Genomic DNA, 23,729 nt, shown 5'->3' with positions numbered 1-23,729 from the left:
AGTTCAAAAAAAATTAACCCAATTTCCCTTAATGTCATTTTTAATACTATCAGGCTTTCTGTGTAATCGTAAGGAAGCTTTTATTCAGAGCCAGCCATTCACTCTAATTTAAATACTTAAAAGAGTAATGAGGTAACATGGTACAGAATTCCTCTTTCCTGACACCTTATTCCATGTTTTTCAAATGAAATCCCAATTTATTTGTTTCTCCAAATCAATTTTTTACTTAAACAATTTAATATGAAAATGGGAAAAATACTACTTTCAATAGTAGCCTTTCTTGTAACCTTCTCTGTATCCTTTGGACAGGAAGGGATTGTTACTGGTACAGTAATTTCCAAATCAGATGGAAACCCTTTACCAGGTGTGAGTGTGGTTGTTAAAGGAACAACTACCGGTACCGTTACCGATATTGATGGTCAATATAAACTTTCTGTCTCCCAGGAAGCAGAGTTGGAATTCAGTTTTGTAGGATTCCACAATAAAATAGTTCCTGTAGGAAGTCAGTCTGTAATTGATGTGTCCCTTGAAGAGGATATCACCCAGCTGGATGAGATCATTGTGACAGGTTATGGATCGCAAATGAAGCGTGAAGTAACAGGATCCATTTCCAAAGTTAAAAGCAAAGATTTAAGTACTTTCCCAGCGATAAGTGTTGACCAGAATTTGCAAGGATTGGCCTCAGGGGTGCAGGTATCTTCTGTAAATGGGGTGCCAGGTGCTCCTACCAGGGTAATGGTTAGAGGAACAAACTCTATTTCCACTGGTACAGAACCACTTTGGATTATTGATGGAATGGTATTAAGTACTCCGGGAGAACTTAATGGTTTTTCCAGAAACTCTTCTACATCAGGCCAGAACCCTTTAGCCATGATTAATCCAGGTGATATAGAGTCGGTAGAAGTATTAAAGGATGCGGCTGCTACTGCCATCTATGGTTCAAGGGGAGCCAATGGTGTAATCATTGTCACTACCAAAACCGGGAAATCAAAAACCGGAACATTTAATGTAAATTACCAACAAGGTGTTTCTAAAGTAGTGAGAGGTCCAAATGAAATCGGTTTTACCAATGGTGACCAATGGTTGTCTTTAATAGACCAGGCAAGAGCAAATAGTGGATTGGATCCATATGATCCCAATTCTATTTTAAATAATGGGAGAGATCCAAATGCAGTGCTTGACAGAAGCCAGACTACAAATACAAATTGGTTCGACCAGGTTTTAAGAGACGGAAGTTTCCAGGATATTAATATTTCTACTTCTAAAGGTGCTGAAAAAAGCAGTTACTATATCTCTGGTCAGTACAGAAAAGATGAAAGTGTTTTAAATGCAAACACTTTCGAGAGACTCAGTTTAAGGACAAACCTTGATTTTTCTCCAGTAAATAACCTTGATTTAGGATTAAGAGCTACATTTTCATACGCAGATAATGAAAGAGCTCCAAATGGAGGTGCTCCAGGAGGAAACAGTAATATGGCTACTCCTGGCTACAATGCTGTAAATGATTTTGTTTTCCCATGGTTGCCTGTTTATCACCCTACAGCAACTGATTTATCCGGAAACCCTATTCTTTTTGATCCATTGTCAGGTAGAAACCCCGCAGCTTCTATGAATAAGAATAATTACATCAATGATGTAACTTCTTTCAGAGCAATTGCTGGTGTTTTTGCTGATTATCAAATTCCAGGTGTGGAGGGTTTAAAACTTCATACTGAATTTGCTCATGATTTTTACCAGACTAGTAATATAGAATGGGGAAATACAGTAATCAGGGAAGGTTCCAATTATGCATTTGATTTTTCATCTACCTTCCAGAGAACTAATTACAATGTTTATTTTAACTATAATAAAGATTTCGGTACTGACCATAACATAAGCATTACTGCTGGTACAGAATCTACAGCCGAAAACAATAGAAGAAGAAATACAGAAGCTGATCAGTTGATAGGAACAGCCAAAGAAGTTGGGTCGCCTGGTAACGTACAAAGAGTTTCCAACGGCTTAGGAGGTGAAATTTATTTCAGAGGCTATTTTGGACGGTTAAATTATAAGTTGAAAGACAAGTATTTATTCGGATTAAGCTATAGATATGATGGTTCATCAGTATTTGATGAGTCAAAAAGATGGGGTAGTTTCCCAGCAGTTTCTGCAGGATGGATTATTTCTGAAGAAGCATTCATGAGTGGTAGTTCATTTTTTAATCTTCTGAAATTAAGAGGAAGTTATGGACAAACCGGAAATTCGAATATCAGTGCTACGGCTAAGTTAACTTCTTACGCTACCTGGGGTAGATATGGTGATGTAGGCGCAGGAGATTTGCTTACTACCATTGGAAATAAAGATGTAACCTGGGAAACCACCAGTGCAACTGATGTAGGGGTTGATTTTGAAGTATTGGAAAATAGAATCAGTGGATCAATTGGTTACTATCATCAGAATGTCACTGATATGTTGTATCAGGTTCCGATTCCGGTTTCATCTGGTATTTTCAGTAATACACCAACTATTTGGGATAATATTGGTGACATGAAAAATTCAGGTATTGAATTTTCAATAAATGCCATTGTCATGAATAAAAATGACTTTAAATGGGACTTAGGTTTTAATTTCACCACCAATAAAAATAAAGTAGTAAAATTAACTGGTGAAGATGCCGAGTTGTACGATGTAAGAAGCAATGGAATGGTAACAAGGGAAGGTGATCGACTATCCTTCTTTAGGTTAGCCAGATATGCCGGAATTCATACTGAAGGAGGATACGAGTTAATTGAGGAAATGGACCTGGATTTATTCAATGAAACCGGGGAAAGAGTGGCTACTGGTAATTTAATTCCAGCTACCAGGTCGAATCTTCAAAACCATCTTTTTGATAATACCGAAAAGACAGCTCTCCCAACTTATTTCGGTGGATTTAACAGTAATTTTACTTATAAAGGTTTTGATCTTGGAGCTTATTTTTCTTTCTCAGGAGGTAACTACATTTTCGATAATGCACAATTTAGTCAAACCTATATTGGTAATGCTGGAAACATCCTAAGAAGTGACATGGTAAATAATACCTGGACAGACCAAAATAAAAATGCAACTTATCCTAAATTGGTTTGGAATGCCAGACATGATGTAATTAATGAAGACGGGACGATCAGTGAAAATGAAAGATTTGATCCACAAAGATCGGGACAGAGACATGACAAATATCTGCAAAAAGGAGATTATATCAGGTTGAGAACGCTTTCATTAGGTTATTCTTTACCTAAAAGCGTCCTTGAAAGTATTCATGTGCAAAAGCTAAGAGTGTATGTAATGGCCAATAACTTATGGACTATTACCGGATATGATGGATATGATCCTGAAGTAGTTTCAACTGATGGAGATGCTCAATCCAGAAATATTAATCAAGGTTGGGTTGGTGTCCAGATTCCTCAGGTAAAAACTTTCAGTTTCGGAGTGAATTTAGGTTTTTAATTAGACCCAAAATTTTACATCATTTTTAAAACTTAAAGAAATTTAACATGAATTTATATATTAAAATAGGACTTTCAGCACTGGTAATGCTATTTTTTACCAGTTGTGACAATGAAGAGTATTTTGAGTTGGAAAATCCACCTCAGGCTCCCTGGCAAAGTTTAAACGATTTGGAAAAAGCACCCATTGGGGCTTATTATGGATTAACTGGAAACGGGGGCTCACGGACCATATTTGGAGTTGGCCGGTTAGCAGGTGAAGCCTTTGCTGATGGAGTTAACATTGCTCCTGCCGCAGATGGTTTTAGTGTGGATAATGACACAGAAGATCTTTATAACAGGACACAAGCAGGAAATCAGGTTGGTCTTTTTGACAATAGTATATTCAACAGTGGATATTTTGCGGTTGGTTTTGCCAATGGAGCTTTGGATTTTATTGAAAATGCGAATAATGATCCCTTTCCAGAGGCCAATCGTCCTGATGAGGTGGCCAGAATAAAAGGCGAATTATTGTTTGTTAGGGCCTATGCTTATTACTGGATTGCCAGGTTATACCTGCCAGTTTATCCAAGTGATGAAAAGAAAATTCCATTCAGGGTAAATCAGGCTACTAATTTTGATGAAGCTATTGCCTCACCTTTAGCTTCGGCAAATGACATTTATCCTCTAATTGTAGAAGATTTAAAAGCAGCCAAAGAATTATTGCCAGAAAAGTTTGATCCTGCTTTGCATCCTGCACCATATGAAGATGGAAGAGTGAATAAATTTGGAGCTGCTGCGCTTTTAGCCAAAGTTCATTTCCACATGGGAAATCAGACGGAGGCACTTTCTGAACTTAATTTTGTAATTGATCAGAATGGTGGGGAATATGACTTGTCGGAGGAGCCGATTGAGGCCTGGAATAAGAGTGGTATTGAGCGCGGAAGAGAAGTTATCTGGTATTACACCCTTTGGGCTGGTGATGGCCTGGGAGGTTCAAGTAACTGGAAACACCCAACCAGATTTAGCTGGTACTCAGCGGGGAACAGAGATAGTGATGATCCTTCAAAAAATGGGGCCAGATTTGTGACAGCCAGTGAAAGCTTCCTGAAACAAGCTGGTTGGATGAATGCTGATGGTTCTGAAAATCCTGATGCGCTAAATGATAAAAGATATACTCAACTTTTTTCCAGATTTGAATCGGGAGCAGATCCAAGAGAGCAGTTTAATACTACAAAACCATATGTCTGGAGTAATAAGTATTATAGAAGCGGGGTAAGAAGATCAACCAACTTACCTATTCTTAGACTGGCTGATATGTATTTATTAAGAGCCACCGTAAATGCTTTGAATGGAAATACTGGCCAGGCAAGAACGGATTTGAATATGGTGAGAAACAGAGCAGGATTAGGGGACTTTGCCGGAACCGATGGAGACCTTTTGGAGGCTATCGAAATGGAAAGAATGGTAGAATTGGCCTTTGAAGGAGATCGTTTGTATTACCTGCAAGGTTTGAAAAAAGATATCCCTAATGGTGACAGAGGTGCCGGGTCCGTACCATACAATGGTAATTTTTATTCAGAAGTACCTGATTATGAAGTGGAATTGAATCAAGGTTATACAAATTAAAATGATAACCATTCATTTCATATTGAATGCACTTAAGATGAGGTTACAATCTTGCAAAAGATTGTACCTCTTCTGCATTTTGTTTTTCTTCATGAAATTGCACCCAACCTTAATTTATGGACAAACACCTCTTTTCAAACAAATTCTGCCAAGCCAGTCAGGGGTTGATTTTGTAAATGAAATAGAAGATGATCAACACAAAAATATAATACAATACCAGTCCTATTATGATGGTGGAGGAGTAGCAGCCGCAGATTTTAATAATGATGGTTTAACAGACTTGTTTTTTACCGGAAATTTATCAGCCAATAAACTATATGTAAATAAAGGAAATTTACAGTTTCAGGATATCTCCTCCGCAGCGGGCATTCAAAGCACTACCATAAAATGGACAACTGGTGTAACTGTGGTAGATATTAACCAGGATGGCTGGATGGATATTTATCTTTGCCAATCGGGAAACCTGAAAACTGAAAATCGAAAAAATAAACTTTATATTAATAACGGTAATCTCACCTTTACCGAGTCGGCCTTGATGTATGGACTTGACCGTGCCGGATATTCCACTCAGGCAACTTTTTTCGATTATGATAAAGATGGTGACCTGGATTTGTTCCAGGCAAATTACGGGATAGTAGATGCTAATCAGGATAATGATAAGGCATTTAAAATGAGGGAATTTAGCAGCCCTTTTAATGGAGATAAACTTTTTGAAAATCTGGGTGGATATTTTAGTGATGTCACTTCAAAATCTGGCATTATCGATCATGCCTTTGGTTTTGCTCATGCAGTGTCTGTTGGGGATGTTAACCAGGATGGCTGGGACGATATTTTCGTGAGTAATGATTTTTTTGAATATGATTATTTGTACCTGAATAATGGGGACAAAACCTTCACAGAATCTTCTGAAAAAGCCTTTAGGCATATGTCAAATTATTCGATGGGGAATGATCTTGGAGATTACAATAATGACGGTTTACCAGATATCATCACCCTGGATATGGTAGCTGCGGATAATAAAAGGCTAAAGGAAAATATGGGTGGAATGCAAAAAGAAGCATTCGATTTTTTCCTGGAAAATGGATTCCAGCATCAATATATGTTTAATTGCCTGCAAAAGAATATTGGGAATGGTCATTTTAGTGAAGTAGGGCAAATTGCAGGAATTTCAAACACGGATTGGAGTTGGGCACCTTTATTGGCCGATTTTAATAATGATGGCTGGAAGGATTTGTATATTACCAATGGAATAAAAAGAGATGCCCGGAATTCCGATGCCAAAATATTTTTTGAAAATTTATTAAAAAAAGCAGCTAAAGAAGGTAGAACTGCTCTTACCAAAGAGGAATGGGAGCGGGCTCTTGAGGCAATGCCTTCTGTAAAACTTAAAAACTACTTTTTTCTCAATAATCGAGACCTTACTTTTTCAAATCATACGGAAAATAGCGGATTGAATATTCCCTCTTTTTCCAATGGAGCTGTCTATACTGATTTGGATAATGATGGGGATTTGGATATAGTGGTGAATAATGTGAATGACCCGGCATTTATTTTCGAAAACCAAAGTAATCGCCTGAAAAAGGGGAATTATTTAAAAATAGATTTCAAAGGATCCACGCAAAACAGAAATGGTATTGGAGCGAAAGTATGGCTTTATCATCCAGGTCAGGTTCAATACCAACAATATACCTACAATCACGGGTTTAGGTCATCAATGGCCGTACCGCTACATTTTGGAATAGGGGAATTGCTAAAGGTGGATAGCCTAAAAGTCATGTGGCCAGATGGATCTGTTGAGGTAAAAGCGGGAGTTGCAGGTAATCAACTCATCACTTTGGATATTCAGGATTCCGAAAATCATAGCCTTTCTCCTCAGAAAACCTTGGGTAATTCTTCATTTTTTAGTGAAGTTTCAACTAAAAAACAGATCAATCATATTTCCAGAGAAGAGGATTATGATGATTTTATAAAAGAAGAATTACTACCTCATAAAATGTCAGCTTTGGGACCATTTATGTCCTCCGGAGATGTAAATGGCGATGGACTGGAAGATATTTTTATTGGTGGAGCAAAGGGATTTCCGGGAACAGTTTATTTCCAAAATGCTTTGGGGAGTTTTGAAAAACAAAATACAGGCGTGTTTATAGATCATGCATTTTATGAAGATATAGGTAATGTATTTTTTGATGCCGACACCGATGGAGATTTGGATTTATATGTAGTAAGTGGAGGAAATGAATTGCCCAGAAATGATAAGAGTTACCTGGACAGAATATACCTGAATGACGGCTTGGGAAATTTCACCTACATCCAGTCTGCTTTGCCCGAAAATTTTACAAGTGGATCAGTAGTGGTCCCACATGATATCGATGAGGATGGGGATTTGGATTTATTTGTTGGAGGCAGGCAAACACCAGGGTTATATCCTTACCCTGCTAACAGTCATATTTTACTGAATGAAGAGGGTAGATTTATAGATGCGACTAAGGATTTTTGTGTTGAGTTGGAAGAGCTGGGCATGGTTACTTCAGCTGTATGGACGGATATAGATCAGGATGAAGATATGGATTTAATTGTTGCCGGAGAATGGATGCCTGTAACTGTTTTTGAGAATAAAAATGGGCAACTCAATAAAAAGGCAAACCAAAAAAATGGTTTGGAAAACTCTGACGGCTGGTGGTTTAGCCTGGTGGCAAAAGATATGGATGGAGATGGAGATGAAGATTTAATTGCAGGAAATGTAGGCTTGAATTATAAGTACAAAGCCAGCAATGAGAAACCTTTTCAGGTATACAGTAAGGATTTTGACATGAATGGGGAGAACGATATCGTATTGGCTTATTATGAAAAAACCTCATTATACCCATTGCGTGGAAGATCGTGTTCCTCATCGCAAATACCAGAAATAAAAAAGAAATTCCCTACTTATAAAGCATTCGCATCAGCCTCATTAGCAGATATATATGGTGGAAATGAATTGAAAATGGCTTTAAATTATAAGGCTTACAATTTTGCTACTACATATTTCGAAAATGATGGTAAAGGAAATTTTAAAGAGAAAAAACTACCTAATCTGGCTCAGTTATCTTCGGTAAATGCCATCATTCCATACGATGTAAATCAGGATGGACATCAGGATTTGGTGCTGGCCGGGAATATGTATGGATCGGAAATAGAAACTCCAAGAAATGATGCCGGATATGGATTGTTTTTACAAGGAGATGGTAAAGGAGGATTTGAAGCCATCGACTATAAAGATTCAGGACTTTTTTTGGATGGCGATGTTAAAGACATGAAAGCCATAAAAGTAAAAGGGAGCATAATCCTTTTGGTATCGAAAAATTCTGACAAGATACAAATGGTAGAAATTAACAGTAAAATTAACTAAGGAGAACGGACAAATTTGAGATAGATGATTAAAATAATTTTTAGCTTTACCCTATTTTCTATATTATTATTCAACCAGCTTTTTGCTCAAACCAGCGAAGCTGTGAATCGGAAACATATAGCCAAAAAGCAGTTGTACTATGGAGCTGCTTATTATCCCGAAGCCTGGACCGGAGTGGATATCCGGAAAGACATTGCACATATGAAAGCCCTGAATATGAATGTAATGCGAATGGCCGAATTTTCCTGGGCACTGATGGAGCCTGAAGAAGGTAAATATGAATTTGGCTGGCTTCATAAAATTATCGATGAATTGTATAAAAATGATATTGAGGTAATTTTGGGAACCCCAACAGCCACTCCACCAATTTGGCTGGCTACCAAACACCCTGAAATCTTTCTGATCGATGAAGATGGAAATCGAAGGCAACATGGAGCGCGAAGAAACTGCAATTATAGTAATAAAATTTATCAGGAATATTCGGTGAAAATTTGTGAGGCATTGGCAAAGGAGTTTGGAAAAAAACCTGGTGTGATTGGCTGGCAAACAGATAATGAGTTCAATTTAGCGGAAGACTTTACTCCGGAAACTCAAAAACTATGGCACCAATGGCTTGAACAAAAGTATGGAACCATAGACCATCTGAATAAAGTTTGGTTTACTAATTTGTGGTCACAACGATACGAGAAATTTAGTCAGATACCTATGCCACATAGCAGAATTTGGCATCATCCTGCCCTTAGGCTGGATTGGATACTGTTTTCGGAGGAACAGGTAATTATTTATCAGAATCTGCAGCTTGAAGCCATTAGGAAATACTCTGATTTGCCCATTACCCACGATGGTATGCCAGGCCAACAGTTGAATTATCCTAAATTATTTAAAGATTTGGATTTTTCAACCACCAATGTGTACCATAGTTTTCAGGTATATAACAGAGTGCAAAGCAACTATGACAGAATCAGAGGTTATGGAAAAGGCATGCATTGGCTTTTCGAAACTGCACCTAACCATTCTGGTGGAGGAAAAAAAGGAAATGCCTGGTTTATTCATCAGCCTGAGGGATCAATGAGAGCCGCCATCTGGATGAATTATGCTATGGGAGGCCAGGGCTCACTGTTTTGGCTTTGGAGACAACAGGGGGCAGGACAGGAAATGCCTCATGGAGCCATTTTATCAGCCTGGGGACAACCTGTAGCTAATTATGATGAATTAAAAAACCTGGGCAAAGAAATAAAAGATTTAGGAGAATTGCTGATGGAACATCCGGTAAAAGGTGCTGAAGTAGCCATATACTATGACCATGACAACGACAAAGTATTAAGAATAGAGGAAAGTGCAAATGGCATAAGGTATTACAACCAATGGACTAACTACTTTTATCGCCCGATAAGTGATGCTTATATACATAGAGATGTCATTAACTGGTATAGTGATATTTCCCAATATAAACTTATTTTCTTGCCACTTTCACCTATTATTCCGGAAGCCGGAAAAGAAAAACTAAAGAAATGGGTGGAACAAGGAGGAACCCTTGTACTTGGGCCTATGAGTGGATATAGAAATCAATACTTTGGGGCTAATACTGATTTTGCACTGGGAAATTTAGAACCATGGATGGGTATAAATGTAGCTACCAGACTACCAATAGATAAATTTGCAGATGAGTCAGATATTAATTTAAAGGTAAAATTAAATCAGTCTTATGGTGTTGAACCTGAAAATGCAGCATTGTGGAGTGAGGCATTAACTTCTAAAAAAGGAGAAGTTCTGGCCACTTACCTTAATGGTATGCATGACGGGAAAAATGCCATTATTGAAAACAAAGTTGGGAAGGGGAAAGTAGTGTTAATAGGTTCATTTCCAGGAAAGTCTGCCATGAAAGCTCTGGTATTAGACTTGGCCAAAGATCAAAATATTTCTCCATTAGGAGAGGGAGACCCGGATGTCTTAATTGTTCCCAGAGGAAATCAGGATAACGAATATTATTTTGTGATTAACCTGAAAAATGAAGAACAGGAGGTAATTCTGCCATTCCAGCAATTTTCAGATGAATTTACAGAAGCCAAATATCAATCGGGAAAGTTAACCCTTAAGCCTTTTGAAGTGATGTGTTTATTGAAAAACAGACAAATTTTAGAAAAAACCAGGTGATGATAAGGTATTGATGGGAAATTTAGATGGAAATATATTTTTAAATCTTTCTTTCCCAACAATTTCCTTCCCCGCCTTACTTTGAGTTCGACTTTACGCTTATGACACAGGAATAAGAGTTGGGGGCTGAAGATTCCTGAGCGTTAATCCGATTTATTGTAATTGCGAATGACCCGTAATTATCCGGGAAAATGGTAAAACCATTTCTTGGGACCAGATTTGAACCTAATGGGATAATGCAACTTTCCAATATTAAGTAGTAACTCAAAATTAATCGTGTATAATTTTTCCTTAAAAGACTGATAGCGAGATTACTATTTCTCGGAAATAATAGTACCCAGTGTGGAGCACCCGGTATGGAGTACCTCGTGTGGACCACTGGTGCTTAAAAATCAATTTATATTAAAATCCCATTGAATATATACCATAATATGAGGAAACTTATAATGTTAAAAATATCATTTTTAGTCTTTTTCCCCATACTCCTTTTTAGTTCCTGTCAGCAAAAGGAGTATGACTATGACCTTATCGTGTATGGGGGCACTTCCAGTGGGGTTATTGCTGCATACACAGGCTCTATGGAGGGCCTTAAGGTTTTATTAGTTGAACCAGGGAAGCATTTGGGTGGGCTGAGTGCTTCGGGATTGGGCGAAACTGATATAGGAAATAAATATACCGTAACAGGATTATCACGTGATTTTTACAGGCGGTTGGGTAAGCATTATGGCAGCTTTGAAGCTTGGCGGTTTGAACCACATGTTGCTGAAAAGGTTTTTAACGATTTTATAAAAGAAGCAAAGGTGGAATTGCTTTACGACCATCGGCTGAATGATTTGCAGAAGGAAGGGACTGAGATCATTACAATTTCCCTGGAGAATAGCCTTAACCCGGAATCAGCATTAAAAACATTTAGTGCCCGTGTTTTTATTGATGCTTCCTATGAAGGAGATTTAATGGCCAAAGCCGGAGTTTCTTATCATATTGGAAGGGAAGGAAATGCAAAGTATGGGGAACAATTAAACGGGGTTGTTGAATTAGTAAAAACCAACCAGATTCCTGACGGGATTGACCCATATATCATTTCTGGTGATTCTACAAGTGGGTTGATATGGGGTGTCAGTGATGAGCGAATGGGTAATACGGGGGTTGCTGATAAAAAATTGCAGGCTTATAATTACCGACTTTGCCTTACTACGGATACCACTAATATGATCCCTTTTTCAAAACCAAATAATTACGATCCGGAAAAATACGAGTTACTAAGAAGAATTATCAAAAAAAGGGAAGAAGCAAAATGGGTACAGCGTATTTTTCAGCTTTACTTAAGGGTAATGCCTATTCCTAATCAAAAAACTGATATTAATAATAAGGGAGGTTTTTCCACCGATATGATTGGGGAGAACTGGGATTATCCTGAAGCCTCTTATGAAAGGCGGAAGGAAATTGAACAGGAGCATAGGGCATATATTGAGGGTTTGCTGTATTTCCTTGCAAATGATCCTGAAATTCCTCAACATATTAAAGGTCAGATGAGGGAGCATGGATGGCCAAAAGATGAATTCCAGGACAATGGAGGATTTCCTCACCAGATTTATGTGCGTGAAGCAAGAAGAATGGTTGGAGACTTTGTAATGACAGAGGACCATGTAAGAGGTAAAAAGCCTATTGAGGATACAATTGCCATGGGAGCCTACAATTTAGATTCTCACCATTCAGGACGCTATGTAGTGAATGGAATGGTGAAAAATGAGGGCGAATTCCAGGTCTCTGTAAATCCTTACCCTATCTCTTTTAAAACCCTTGTACCGAAAGCAAATGAATGTTCAAATTTACTGGTATCAGCCTGTATCTCATCCAGCCATGTAGCCTATGGAAGTATTCGAATGGAACCCGTTTTTATGATGCTGGGACAGGCTGGTGGTGTAGCTGCAATTGAAATGGTAACAAAAGGAAAGTCGGCTCAGGAGCTGGAAGGAAATGATATTGAAAGAATTATTAAATCTAACCCTCTGGTAAATAATACATTTCCGGAAATTACCCTAAACAATGAAGATACAGGAAATGAAACCGTTGGGAATTGGGAAATTTCCTCTAAAAAATATACCGACCATTACCTGTTAAATTATTGGGTTACCTCAGGCAACCAGGATAAGGTTGCCAAAGCTATTCTAAACACTAAAGTACCTCAAAAAGGTGCTTATGAAGTTTTCTTTTATGTCACTGGTGTAGGAAGAAGTGATATCAAAAAAAGAGCGGCTAATGTACCTGTTACCATTACAAATGGGACAGAAACCCGAGAATTCTTTATAGATATGTCATCCAACCAAGAAAATTGGGTGAGTTTGGGAAATTACAATTTTGAGAAAGGAAAGGTTTCTATGACAATTGATGCTTCAGGGATAGAGGAAGAAGTTATTGCCGATGCAGTTATTCTGCAAAAAAGATAGCTCTGGCAATAGTATTTTTTTTCAATTAAAATAGATAGATCAGATATGAGAACAATTTTAATGCTTGCGATATTAGGTTTTATGATTGCTTGTGATTCAAGAAAATTTGAACAAAGCACTAGTGATAAACTATTGGCTGCATATTATTTTGGAGCTGGTTATTTTACCCTTGTACCAGCCAATATCAGGCATGATCTGGATGAGATGAAACAGCTGGGTACTGATATAGTTTGCATTGGCATCACTGAAAATGACATTAAATATAATGATGCCAATATAAAATTCATTGTGGAGGAGGCCCATCAAAGGGGAATGCAGGTGTATGTGGTTCCTTCAAGAATGGCAGGTATTACTGCTGGCCAGCCAGTAGAGCCACCATTATTCGGATATCATCATCCTCATACGGTAACTATTAAGAAAGATGATTCTCCCATTTTTCGAAAATCACATGGTATTCTGAGCAGTTTTTATCATCCTGAAGTAAAGGATTACTTTATTTCACTCACGTCAAAAATGGTTACAGAATTCAATCTTGATGGTGTAATCTGGGATGAACCCAAATCTACCTTTATTGGCTGGCAGGATTTTTCTCCCCTTGCGCTTCAACACAACCCGGATTCCAGCTATGTGGTGTATATGGAGGATTTTGCTCGCTTCTTTTCTGATGTAAATGCCCAACTAAAAAAAGTTAAACCTGAATTGCAAATCGTATTTTTTGATGAAGCTTGTAGAAATGATACTGTTGTGCAGGAATGTGCCAAAATACAAAATCTGGATTTTTATGGTGCTGATGGGCATCCTTATCCTACAGAAAAATCTGAACATACCGGGAACCGGGCTTTAAAGGTATTACCAGTCTGGGGAGAAAGATTTCTAAAGGCCGGAAGAAAGAACGGTTTAAAAACCATGATGCTGGTAGAGAATCATTATCTCACAGGAGTGCAACTGGATCATATGGAAGAAACTTTACCGGAAATTATTAACTATGATTTGGACATGTTGATATATTATTATTATGGATTTTACAAGGATGACACGGAACGAAATATGGATATCATCAAGAAAAACATCAAAAAATTTAAGCAAGTAAATTAATGAAACGGTTATTATTTCTACTATTTTTTCCGGTTCATATTGGTCTTTTTGCCCAACAAATCGATTTTAGAGCCTGGCAATTTCATGCGCTTGACACCTCCTATATGCGAAAAGCCATTGACCTTGCTCCAGAATATAATATCACCTCTATTGTGATGTCGCATGGAGCATTGAGTAACGCGATGGAGCTGTATCAGGAAAAGTTCGAACCTAATACCATAAGCAATCAGGGTGCGCAATTGAAAGCAATAGCAAATTATGCCCGGAAGAAGGAAATAGAAACCCACATCTGGATACATGAACTGGCAGATATTCCCGAAAAATTCAAGGTAGGGAAGCGGGTAAATTTGGATGATAAAAAGCTCTGGAAATACTTAACGCAAAGATACGAGGCTGTCTTTAAAGATTATCCTGAATTTGCGGGGATGCAAATCACTTTTCACGAAACGGAATTTAAGATTTTTGATGATGCAGAGGTAGTTTCAAAAATGTCCCAGCCAGAACGTTTTGCCAAGTTGATTAAAACGGTGTTCGATGTCTGCAAGAAGTATGATAAAAAACTCATTGTAAGGACCTTTTTGTATGAGTCGGAGGAATATGATTGGGTAAAAGAAGGGTTGTTAAAATCAGACAATGATATCATTATTCAAACGAAGTGTGCTCCAAATGATTGGCAACCGTTTTTCCCCCACAATGCCATGATAGGAGCATTTCCCAACAAAAAACAGATCATTGAGTATGATGCTTCTGCTGAATATATGGGAAGGAATTTCATCGTTTGGGCTGCACCTCATTACTTTCAATATCGGTGGAAGTATGCGGTTCAATATCCTCAGGTGATTGGCTACAATGTCCGGCTGGATCATTCTGCTTATGATGCGCTTTTTACCCCCAATGAAATTAATATCTATGCACTTGCAAAACTTGCCGAAAATCCTGACTACGATATGGAAAAACTTTGGCGGGATTGGGCACACAAAAAATATGGGGCAAATGCAGCCAAAGCTGCTATTGAGATTTTAAAACCTACCTATGATATGGTAAACAAGGTCTATTTTCCGCAAGGAGTATGGTTTGGTAATCATTCTAAGCTCACTCATTTTGAATATGGAGAAAATCGAATTCCATACATTGCCCACTGGGATGAATCCTGGCAACCTGTAGTTGATAAATTGATGAATCCGACAGAGGAAGTGCTGAGGGAACTTGTGACAGAAAAAGATTCCGCCCTGCTTCTAACTCAACAAAGCCTTTGGAAATTACATGAGTCACAAGACTTATTCAAAAAGGAAGACTTCCAAGATTTGAATGAGAGATTACTTTTTCAGCTGCATTTTACGCTCCTGGCCAAGTCGAATGTCAAATTGCATTTTGGGGTGAAAATGGCACGAGTTGACAAGAAATATATTCCATATGTGGTGGATGAACTGAAAGTTTTTCGGGCTTATGGGTCTGCTATCCCTGAATTCATCCGAAACAAGAAAAACAATTGGTTGCTGGATCCACTTGTAGTGGAGAAGGTGGCAAAGCGCATCGAGAATCAACTCAATCAATTAGACTAAGGAAAGAAAAATATACTGTTGCTGATATGGGGATTTCAGGTTAATGCTGATGTTCGCCTGCCCCTTTTCTTTAGCGATAATATGGTTTTAAACTAGATATGAAACTCAGCAGTCAAAATAGTTTTCCACCTGTCATTGATTCATCTGAAGTCTTATTTAATTAATTCTAAGTAAATGAAATTGAAAAATACATTCTTAATTATACTTTTCCTGATTCAGGTAAATGCTTCATTCGGACAAAAACAGGAAAAACAGTTCGATTCTAAACCAAACATCATATTGTTTCTGGCTGACGACATGGGTTGGGGCGATGCGGGTTGCTATGGACAGGAAAAAATAAAAACTCCAAACCTGGATAAAATGGCTAAAAATGGTTTGCGATTTACCAATGCATATACCGTCTCTCCGGTTTGTGCACCGGCCCGATCTGGTTTGATTGAAGGTTTGCACTCGGGGCATACACTAGTCCGAAATAATAAATCACGCGAAGGTAAAAATGTGAGCTTCAGCAAAGAGAATTATACCATGGCCGAAATGCTAAAAGAGGCCGGATATAGCACAGGTTTGTTTGGAAAATGGGGTTTGGCTGATGCCGGAACGGATGGAATTCCTACTAAACAAGGCTTTGATGAATTTTATGGGTTTCTTGATCAGCGAAAAGCTCATTACTACTATCCTGATTCGCTTTGGCACAATGAAGAATTAATTGATGTCCCATTATCAGAAGAAAAGCAATACAGTTCGGCCGACTGGTACCTTGATAAAGCAAAGGATTTTATCAAAAAAGAAAAAGACGGGCCATTCTTTGCCTATATCCCTACTCAACTCCCGCATTTGTACATGCCTTATCGTCCCATGGATTGCTATAAGGATAAGCCCTGGCCTGAAGGGGACAAACGGTGGGCAACCATGATTTCGACTATAGATCAACAAATGGGTGAGCTGGTTGAGCTCATAGACTCACTGGGCATTTCTGAAAATACCATAATCCTGTTTTTAAGTGACAATGGCGGAGGAAACGGACAGCGGATTTATTATCACGATGTCCGGTTTTTTAAATCCAATGCCAATTTCCGTGGAATGAAACGTGACCTGTTTGAGGGCGGAATTCGTGTTCCGTTCATTATTCAGTGGGAAGGGACAATCAAGAAAGGCATTTCTGATGAACCTGTTGCTTATTACGACCTTATGTCGACCTTGGGAGAACTGGCTGGGAATATTCCTCAAAATACGGATGGTGAAAGCCTGGTGAAATTATTTACAGGTATATCTAACAAGCTGAACAGGGAATACCTTTACTGGGAATTCCCGGATATAGCATCTCCCAATAGCAAATTTGCTGTCAGAAAGGGGAAATGGAAGGGTGTAAAAGAGTGGATGGGTGCTCCTTTGCAAATCTATAACCTGGAAGAAGATCCGGAAGAATTATATAACTGGCATTATGAACGTCAGGATTTGGTAGAAGAATTTGAGGCAATCATGAAAAAAGAACATGAGCCATCGAAGTACTGGCCACTGAGAAATGAGTAAGAACCCATAACTATAAACTTGGAGAAAATACATATTTAAAACAGAATAAAGACTATGAAAATAAATCTTCTGCTTTTATTGGTTTTGATCACCTCTCAGATTCAGGCTGAAATCAAGTTACCAGATTTGTTCCAGGATAAGATGGTACTCCAACGTAATCAGGAGCTGATAATATGGGGTTGGGCCGACAAGGATGAAAAGGTTACCGTTTCTTTCAACGGTCAAACGCGGAAAACCAAAGCTGATAAAGAAGGGAAATGGCAGGTGGTCCTTAATGCCATGCCTGCCTCTTCCGAGCCTTTGGAAATGAAGGTTTCAGGCAAAAATGAAATCACCATCAAAAATATTTTGATTGGTGACCTATGGATTTGTAGTGGGCAATCTAATATGAACTATATCATTGAGCGCTTCTCATACGCTGAAAAGGAAGCAAAAAGTGCCAATTTCCCTTTGCTCAGGATGATTACGGTAGAGAAGGAGTTTTCAGTAATTGAAGAAAAGGAACTAACCACAGGAAAGTGGATTGAAGCTGTGGGAACCGATATTTATGGTTTTTCGGCTACCGCTTATTTTTTTGGAAAGAACCTGCATCAAAACCTGGATATTCCTATTGGTTTGATTGCTAGTTCATGGGGAGGAACGAATGTAGAATCCTGGATGCCCCAGCTTTCTTTAAATGCATTTCCTACCCTTAACGCTGTCTTTCAGAATAAAAAGAAGGATTTACTGGCACAAAATATTGAGGAAAAAGAAGCGGAAAGGTCTCGACTTATTGATACAATTGCAAAAACAGGAATTGGCATAGATGAGCAATGGTATCTCCCCGAACACGAAATTTCAGGCTGGGAAGAGATGGTAATTCCAATGGAAAAAACAAATCCTGTTTTCGAGGCTGTAGATGGTGCCCTTTGGTTAAAAAAGGAATTTGAAATTCCTACTCCATTTCGGGGCAGAGACTTGAAGTTCAATTTAGGACAAATAAATGACTATGATAAAGTCTGGATAAACGGACATGAAGTTGGAGAGTCAATAAGAAATACTGACTGGAGAAATTATACAGTTAAAAAAGAAATCCTGAAACCAGGGAAGAACCAGATTACCGTCAGGATTTTTGATTATAGTAATACTGGTGGATGGATTACCAATCCGTTTTACATCAACATGCATCCTATAGGGGATACTAAGGGATATTACCTCTTGAGTGGTGACTGGAAGTATAAAATGGGAAAGGTCTTGCAACAACCACTTATATTACCAGAAATTCCTGATAGGCTATTTCGATTGACACAAACGATTCCTTCCTGTTTATTTAATAAAATGATTTATCCAATCACTCAACTTTCCATTACCGGGGTTATTTGGTACCAGGGAGAATCAAATGAATCCCGTGCTTTTGAATATAGTCAATTTTTTCCTGCCATGATTCAGGGCTGGCGTAAGGCATTCAGGCAAGATGATTTGCCTTTCCTTTTTGTACAATTGCCTAATTATCAGGGAAAGAAAAGCCAGGGTCTAGATGACAAGGCTCCCAACTGGCCGGAATTGCGGTTTGCTCAGTCCAAAGGACTGGAATTACCAAACACCGGAATGGCTGTAGCAATTGATTTAGGAGAAGCAAAAAATATTCATCCTCAAAATAAACAGGATGTAGGAAAACGACTGGCACTAGCAGCTTTGGGAATTCAGTATCATCAAAATATCCAGTTTAAAGCTCCTACTTATCAAGCAAAAGAAATTCAGGGAAATAAAATTTATTTAACATTCAATGATGTAGCTGATAGTTTGATCAATACAAATGAAGATTATGAAGGACCATTATTAAATCATTTTGAAGTGGCTGATGAATCCGGAGTTTTTTATCCAGCTAAAGCTAAAATCATAAGTGAAAATACAATTGAGGTGTGGAATGACAAAGTGAAGTTACCTAAAGATGTACGCTATGCCTGGCGGAATAACCCTGATAATATCAACTTTTATAGTAACAAGGGACTTCCTGTAATACCCTTTCGTACGGATGAATGGGAATGGGAAACCAAAAATAATTCCTATGTTGATCAAGTGAAGAAACTTTCTATTGAATGAAAATGAAAAACCATCCATTTTATTTAGTATTAAAAAAATTATTAAAGGTGAATTTTTCAAAAAAATCAATTCACCTGTTAACGTATGTGGGAATTCTGTTGCTGATTGGTGCATGTTCATCAGAAAAATCAGAAACAAAATCAAAACCCAATATCATTTTTATTCTTGCAGATGATCTGGGTTGGAAGGATGTGAGTTATAATGGCAGCAAATTTTATGAAACACCAAATCTGGATAAACTGGCAGGAGTTGGTTTTCAATTTACCAATGCTTATGCCAATGCACCCAATTGTGCACCAACGCGTGCCTGTATTTTAACAGGCCAGTATCCACAACGACATGGTATTTTAACTGTAGGGGAATCAGACAGAGGGGATAAAAAGGCACAAAAACTTATACCAGTTCCTAATGAAGAAGTATTGAATACCGGAACAATTTCCATAGCTGAAGTATTAAAAACGGCCGGATACCACAATGCTTTTATTGGGAAATGGCATTTGGGGAATCATAAAGAGACAAGCCCTTTAGCACATGGCTTTGATTATAGCCTTGCAGGCTGGGAGAGGGGCAGTCCTATTTCGTATTTTGCTCCATATAAGAACCCGGCACTGAAAGACGGCCCGGAAGGAGAGCATTTAACGGACCGATTAACCACTGAAGCAATCCGCTATTTAAAATCCCGGGAAAAGGAAGATCAGCCATTTTTTCTTTACCTCTCGTATTACGCAGTACATGCTCCTTTTCAGGCAAAAGACAGCCTGGTTCAAAAATACAAATCGAAGAAGGCAGAAGATACGCAGGATAATGCCATTTATGCAGGAATGGTTGAAACACTGGATACCAACATTGGGCGGTTGAGTGACTTTCTCCATAATAGTGATTTAATGGAAAATACCATTCTCGTGTTTTATTCAGACAATGGGGGTTCGTTCAGAGCAACAGTAAATACACCTTTAAAAGGAGCAAAAGGAATGCTTTATGAAGGTGGTATCAGGGTGCCTGCCTTTATCTATTCTCCTCAAATTTACCCTGAACCCGGAAAAATTGAATCGCCAATGCTCAGCACTGATTTATTGCCCACATTTATGGATTGGGCCGAAGTCAAAGCAAACCCCAAACAAAAACTTGATGGAGAAAGTGTGGTGTCCCTTCTGAATGGAGAGCAAGCAAAAGAACGGACGCTATTCTGGTATTCTCCGGTATATCTTTCGGGAAGTGAACATGACTATGCCTTTAGGAATACACCCGGAGCCGCAATTCGTAAAGGCCCCTTCAAGCTGATATGGAGATTCGATAAGCATGAGGCTGAATTATATGATCTTCAAAATGACATTTCAGAAAAGCAAAATCTCAAAGCATTAAATCCAGGTAAATATGATGAACTTTTTCAGGAGCTCAAATCCTGGCTTCAAGAAACAAATGCAGAAGTGTGTACTGAAACCAACCCAATCTTTGATGAGCACTACACATTTGGAAAGTATAAAAGGATTCAATACTGACTGTAAAATGAAGTAAAATATAGATTTCAGAAAAATAAAATTTAGTTAATATGAAGTATAGCAAACTAACAAGTCTACTAAACCTTTTTACAGGGATTTTTTTAGTGCTTAGCGCGTGTTCCTCTCCAAAAGAACAGCCTCTAAAAATTGTATCCAAACCGAATGTCATTTTTGTGATGGTAGATGACCTTGGATATGGTGATCTGGGGAGTTTTGGCCAGCAGGTTGTTCCTACTCCGAATCTCGATGAAATGGCCGCTGAAGGAATCCGTTTCACAAACTGCTACTCTGGATCACCGGTTTGTGCCCCAGCCAGAAGTACCCTGATGACTGGTATGCATACAGGACACACAACAGTTCGTGGAAACAAATCACAGGTTCCTGTTCCGGCAGAGCTTTCAGGTAATCCTGGACGTGTACCGCTTAATCCTGAGGATATCACCATAGCAGAAGTGCTCAAAGATGCAGGATATGTTACCGGAATTACGGGTAAATGGGGACTTGGAGAGCCAGGCTCTGTAGGTGTGCCAAATGAACAGGGCTTTGATCAGTGGTTGGGATACCTGAATCAGAAACGTGCTCACGATCACTTTATAGATTATTTCTGGCACAACAAAGATACCCTATGGCTGGAAGGAAATGATGCTGCTTTTAATAAATCTAATGTCACTTTCAGTCACAACCTGTTTACTGATTTTGCCCTGGATTTTATTGAGAATAATAAAGATACTTCCTTTTTCCTGTACCTGCCGTATTGTCTGCCACATGACCATTACCATATTTCTGATGAAGATTTAGTGAATTTTAAGGATAAGGACTGGACGGAAAATGAAAAGGTATATGCCGCTATGGTAGCAAAAATTGACCGTGATATGGGGCATATCATGACCAAAATAGCAGATTTGGGTTTGGATGAAAATACTATGATTTTCTTTTGCTCCGATAATGGTGCTGCCAGAAGATGGGAGGGGAGGTTTGATAGTTCGGGGAAACTTAGAGGGAGGAAACGCGATATGTATGAAGGTGGTATCCGGACTCCAATGATTGTGCGTATGCCGGGTAAGGTTCCTGCCGGTGTAGTTAGCGATTACCCATGGTATTTTCCCGATGTTTTGCCCACACTTGCTGCATTCACTGGAGGATCAACTCCTGAAGGTATTGATGGCATCAATGTACTTCCTGAAATTTTAGGACAGGATTTGCCTGAAACAGAAAGGTTTATGTATTGGGAGTTTCATGAAGGCGGATTTTTTCAGGCGGTGAGATGGAAAAACTGGAAAGCTGTAAGAGAAGGTTTGGAAGGCAAACTAGAGCTCTACGATTTGGCAAATGATGAAGCAGAACAAAACAACATTAGTGCGGAAAACCCGGAGGTTGTTAAAACAATAGAAAATTATTTACTCACTGCAAGAACGAAATCACCTTATTGGAATCCTAAACAATTAAAATAATGAATAGACATTTATTACAATTATCAATCATCTCTTTTGCAGGACTTATCACCTTATTGATGAGCAGCACAAATCCGGTGAAAGGTCAGAAATCTCAGCCAAATATCATCATTATATTTGCGGATGATCTTGGGTACGGGGATCTTTCTTGCTATGGTCATCCAACTATTATTACTCCCCAGCTGGATAAAATGGCATATGAGGGTCAAAAATGGACAAATTTCTATGTTGCCGCTTCTGTTTGTACACCCAGTCGTGCAGGTCTGTTAACAGGTCGTTATCCTGTAAGGAGCGGAATGTGTAGTGACAAAAGCCGGGTATTGTTTCCAAACTCCACAGGAGGAATACCACAAAATGAAATTACTATTGCTGAACAGCTAAAGAATGCAGGCTACACTACGGCTGCGGTTGGAAAATGGCATCTTGGCCACCGGAAGGAGTTTTTACCCACTAACAATGGATTTGATAGTTATTTTGGAATTCCATACAGCAATGATATGGACCGGAAGAAGCCCAAGGAAATTTCTCGCAAGGAGGTTTTCTGGGAAGCAAAATCAGAGTATTTTAATGTGCCACTTCTTAAAGATGAAGCAGAATATGAACGTCCGGCAAACCAGGAAACCTTAACAAAAAGATATAATGAGGCTGCAGTTAGTTTTATAAAAGAAAATAAGGATAAGCCATTCTTTTTGTATCTGGCTCATAACCTCCCACATGTTCCTTTGTTTGCCTCAAAGGAAATGCTTGGTAAATCCAAAAGAGGGCTATTTGGAGATGTGGTTCAGGAAATAGATCATGGAGTTGGTCAAATTATGGAAGCTTTGAAAGAAACCGGATTAGATGAAAATACATTGGTGGTATTTACTTCTGACAATGGTCCCTGGCTTTCTTACGAAGATCATGGAGGATCTGCTGGTTTGTTACATGATGGAAAAGGAACTACCTGGGAAGGGGGGATGAGAGTGCCTGCCATTTTCTGGTGGCCCGGAAAAGTGAAACCTGCAGTTGTGGATCAAATGGGTTCAACCTTGGATTTGTTTAACATTTGTAGCAATCTGGCAGGTATAGAAATGCCGGTTGACAGGATTATGGATGGGTACGATTTGAGCCCTGTATTGTTAGATTTGGTACAATCACCACGTGAGGAATTGTACTACTATCGTGGGACAAGTATTTATGCAGCCAGAAAAGGTCCATATAAATTACATTACATCACCGAAACAGAATATACAAAGGATAATAACAAAATTGTCCATGAAAAACCATTGCTGTATAATGTGGAGGTTGATCCTTCAGAAAAGTACAATATTGCTGATGAGTTTCCTGAAGTAGTGGAGGCGATTGATCTCATGGTAAAACAACATAAAGCCAAGGTGGTTCCTGTAAAAGATCAATTGGCCGAACGTATAAAAAAGAATAAATAAACGAGATAAGGTTAATAGTTTAAGT

Annotated in this window: 12 protein-coding genes; all 12 read left to right on the top strand. The window is 38.6% G+C overall.

Annotation, left to right across the window (positions count from 1 at the left end; all coding sequences use genetic code 11):
• Positions 1 to 246: 246 nt before the first annotated feature.
• The 12 genes from A3EM_RS0119740 (at position 247) to A3EM_RS0119685 (ending at position 23,704) form a co-directional block, all read left to right on the top strand.
• Complete coding sequence (locus A3EM_RS0119740) at positions 247 to 3,465, top strand: SusC/RagA family TonB-linked outer membrane protein (protein ID WP_157637980.1); 3,219 nt, start codon at positions 247 to 249, stop codon at positions 3,463 to 3,465.
• Positions 3,466 to 3,512: 47 nt separating this feature from the next.
• The gene (locus tag A3EM_RS0119735) at positions 3,513 to 5,072 is read left to right on the top strand and encodes a RagB/SusD family nutrient uptake outer membrane protein (RefSeq protein WP_020529971.1); all 1,560 of its coding nucleotides are present in this window, start codon (positions 3,513 to 3,515) and stop codon (positions 5,070 to 5,072) included.
• Between the two features lie 91 nt (positions 5,073 to 5,163).
• Positions 5,164 to 8,460, top strand: a complete 3,297-nt coding sequence (locus A3EM_RS43035; RefSeq protein ID WP_020529970.1) for a VCBS repeat-containing protein — start codon at positions 5,164 to 5,166, stop codon at positions 8,458 to 8,460.
• A 24-nt stretch (positions 8,461 to 8,484) separates the two neighbouring features.
• The gene (locus A3EM_RS0119725) at positions 8,485 to 10,614 is read left to right on the top strand and encodes a beta-galactosidase (protein WP_020529969.1); all 2,130 of its coding nucleotides are present in this window, start codon (positions 8,485 to 8,487) and stop codon (positions 10,612 to 10,614) included.
• A gap of 446 nt (positions 10,615 to 11,060) precedes the next feature.
• Entirely contained in the window at positions 11,061 to 13,061 is a 2,001-nt protein-coding gene (locus A3EM_RS0119720; protein ID WP_026210428.1) for an FAD-dependent oxidoreductase, read from the top strand.
• A 45-nt stretch (positions 13,062 to 13,106) separates the two neighbouring features.
• Entirely contained in the window at positions 13,107 to 14,156 is a 1,050-nt protein-coding gene (locus tag A3EM_RS0119715) for a hypothetical protein (protein ID WP_026210427.1), read from the top strand.
• The gene (locus tag A3EM_RS0119710; protein WP_020529966.1) at positions 14,156 to 15,718 is read left to right on the top strand and encodes a hypothetical protein; all 1,563 of its coding nucleotides are present in this window, start codon (positions 14,156 to 14,158) and stop codon (positions 15,716 to 15,718) included. Before A3EM_RS0119715 ends, A3EM_RS0119710 begins: the two co-directional genes overlap by 1 nt.
• Positions 15,719 to 15,892: 174 nt before the next feature.
• Complete coding sequence (locus tag A3EM_RS43030) at positions 15,893 to 17,248, top strand: arylsulfatase (protein WP_020529965.1); 1,356 nt, start codon at positions 15,893 to 15,895, stop codon at positions 17,246 to 17,248.
• Positions 17,249 to 17,302: 54 nt separating this feature from the next.
• A complete protein-coding gene (locus A3EM_RS43025) occupies positions 17,303 to 19,330 on the top strand; it encodes a sialate O-acetylesterase (RefSeq protein WP_020529964.1) in 2,028 nt (675 codons plus the stop codon).
• Entirely contained in the window at positions 19,327 to 20,829 is a 1,503-nt protein-coding gene (locus A3EM_RS43020) for a sulfatase (RefSeq protein ID WP_020529963.1), read from the top strand. The genes A3EM_RS43025 and A3EM_RS43020 overlap by 4 nt, the downstream gene beginning before the upstream one ends.
• 50 nt (positions 20,830 to 20,879) lie before the next feature.
• On the top strand, positions 20,880 to 22,280 hold the full coding sequence (locus A3EM_RS43015) for an arylsulfatase (RefSeq protein WP_044239112.1): 1,401 nt from the start codon (positions 20,880 to 20,882) through the stop codon (positions 22,278 to 22,280).
• Positions 22,280 to 23,704 carry a sulfatase family protein gene (locus A3EM_RS0119685; RefSeq protein ID WP_052323370.1) on the top strand — a complete coding sequence of 475 codons (1,425 nt, stop codon included), beginning with the start codon at positions 22,280 to 22,282 and terminating at the stop codon, positions 23,702 to 23,704. Before A3EM_RS43015 ends, A3EM_RS0119685 begins: the two co-directional genes overlap by 1 nt.
• The last annotated feature ends 25 nt before the right edge of the window (positions 23,705 to 23,729 follow it).

Origin of the sequence: Flexithrix dorotheae DSM 6795 (assembly GCF_000379765.1) — a bacterium.
Taxonomy (GTDB): domain Bacteria; phylum Bacteroidota; class Bacteroidia; order Cytophagales; family Flammeovirgaceae; genus Flexithrix; species Flexithrix dorotheae.
Note: the sequence above shows the minus strand (reverse complement) of the source record. Positions and strands in the feature narration are given on the sequence as shown.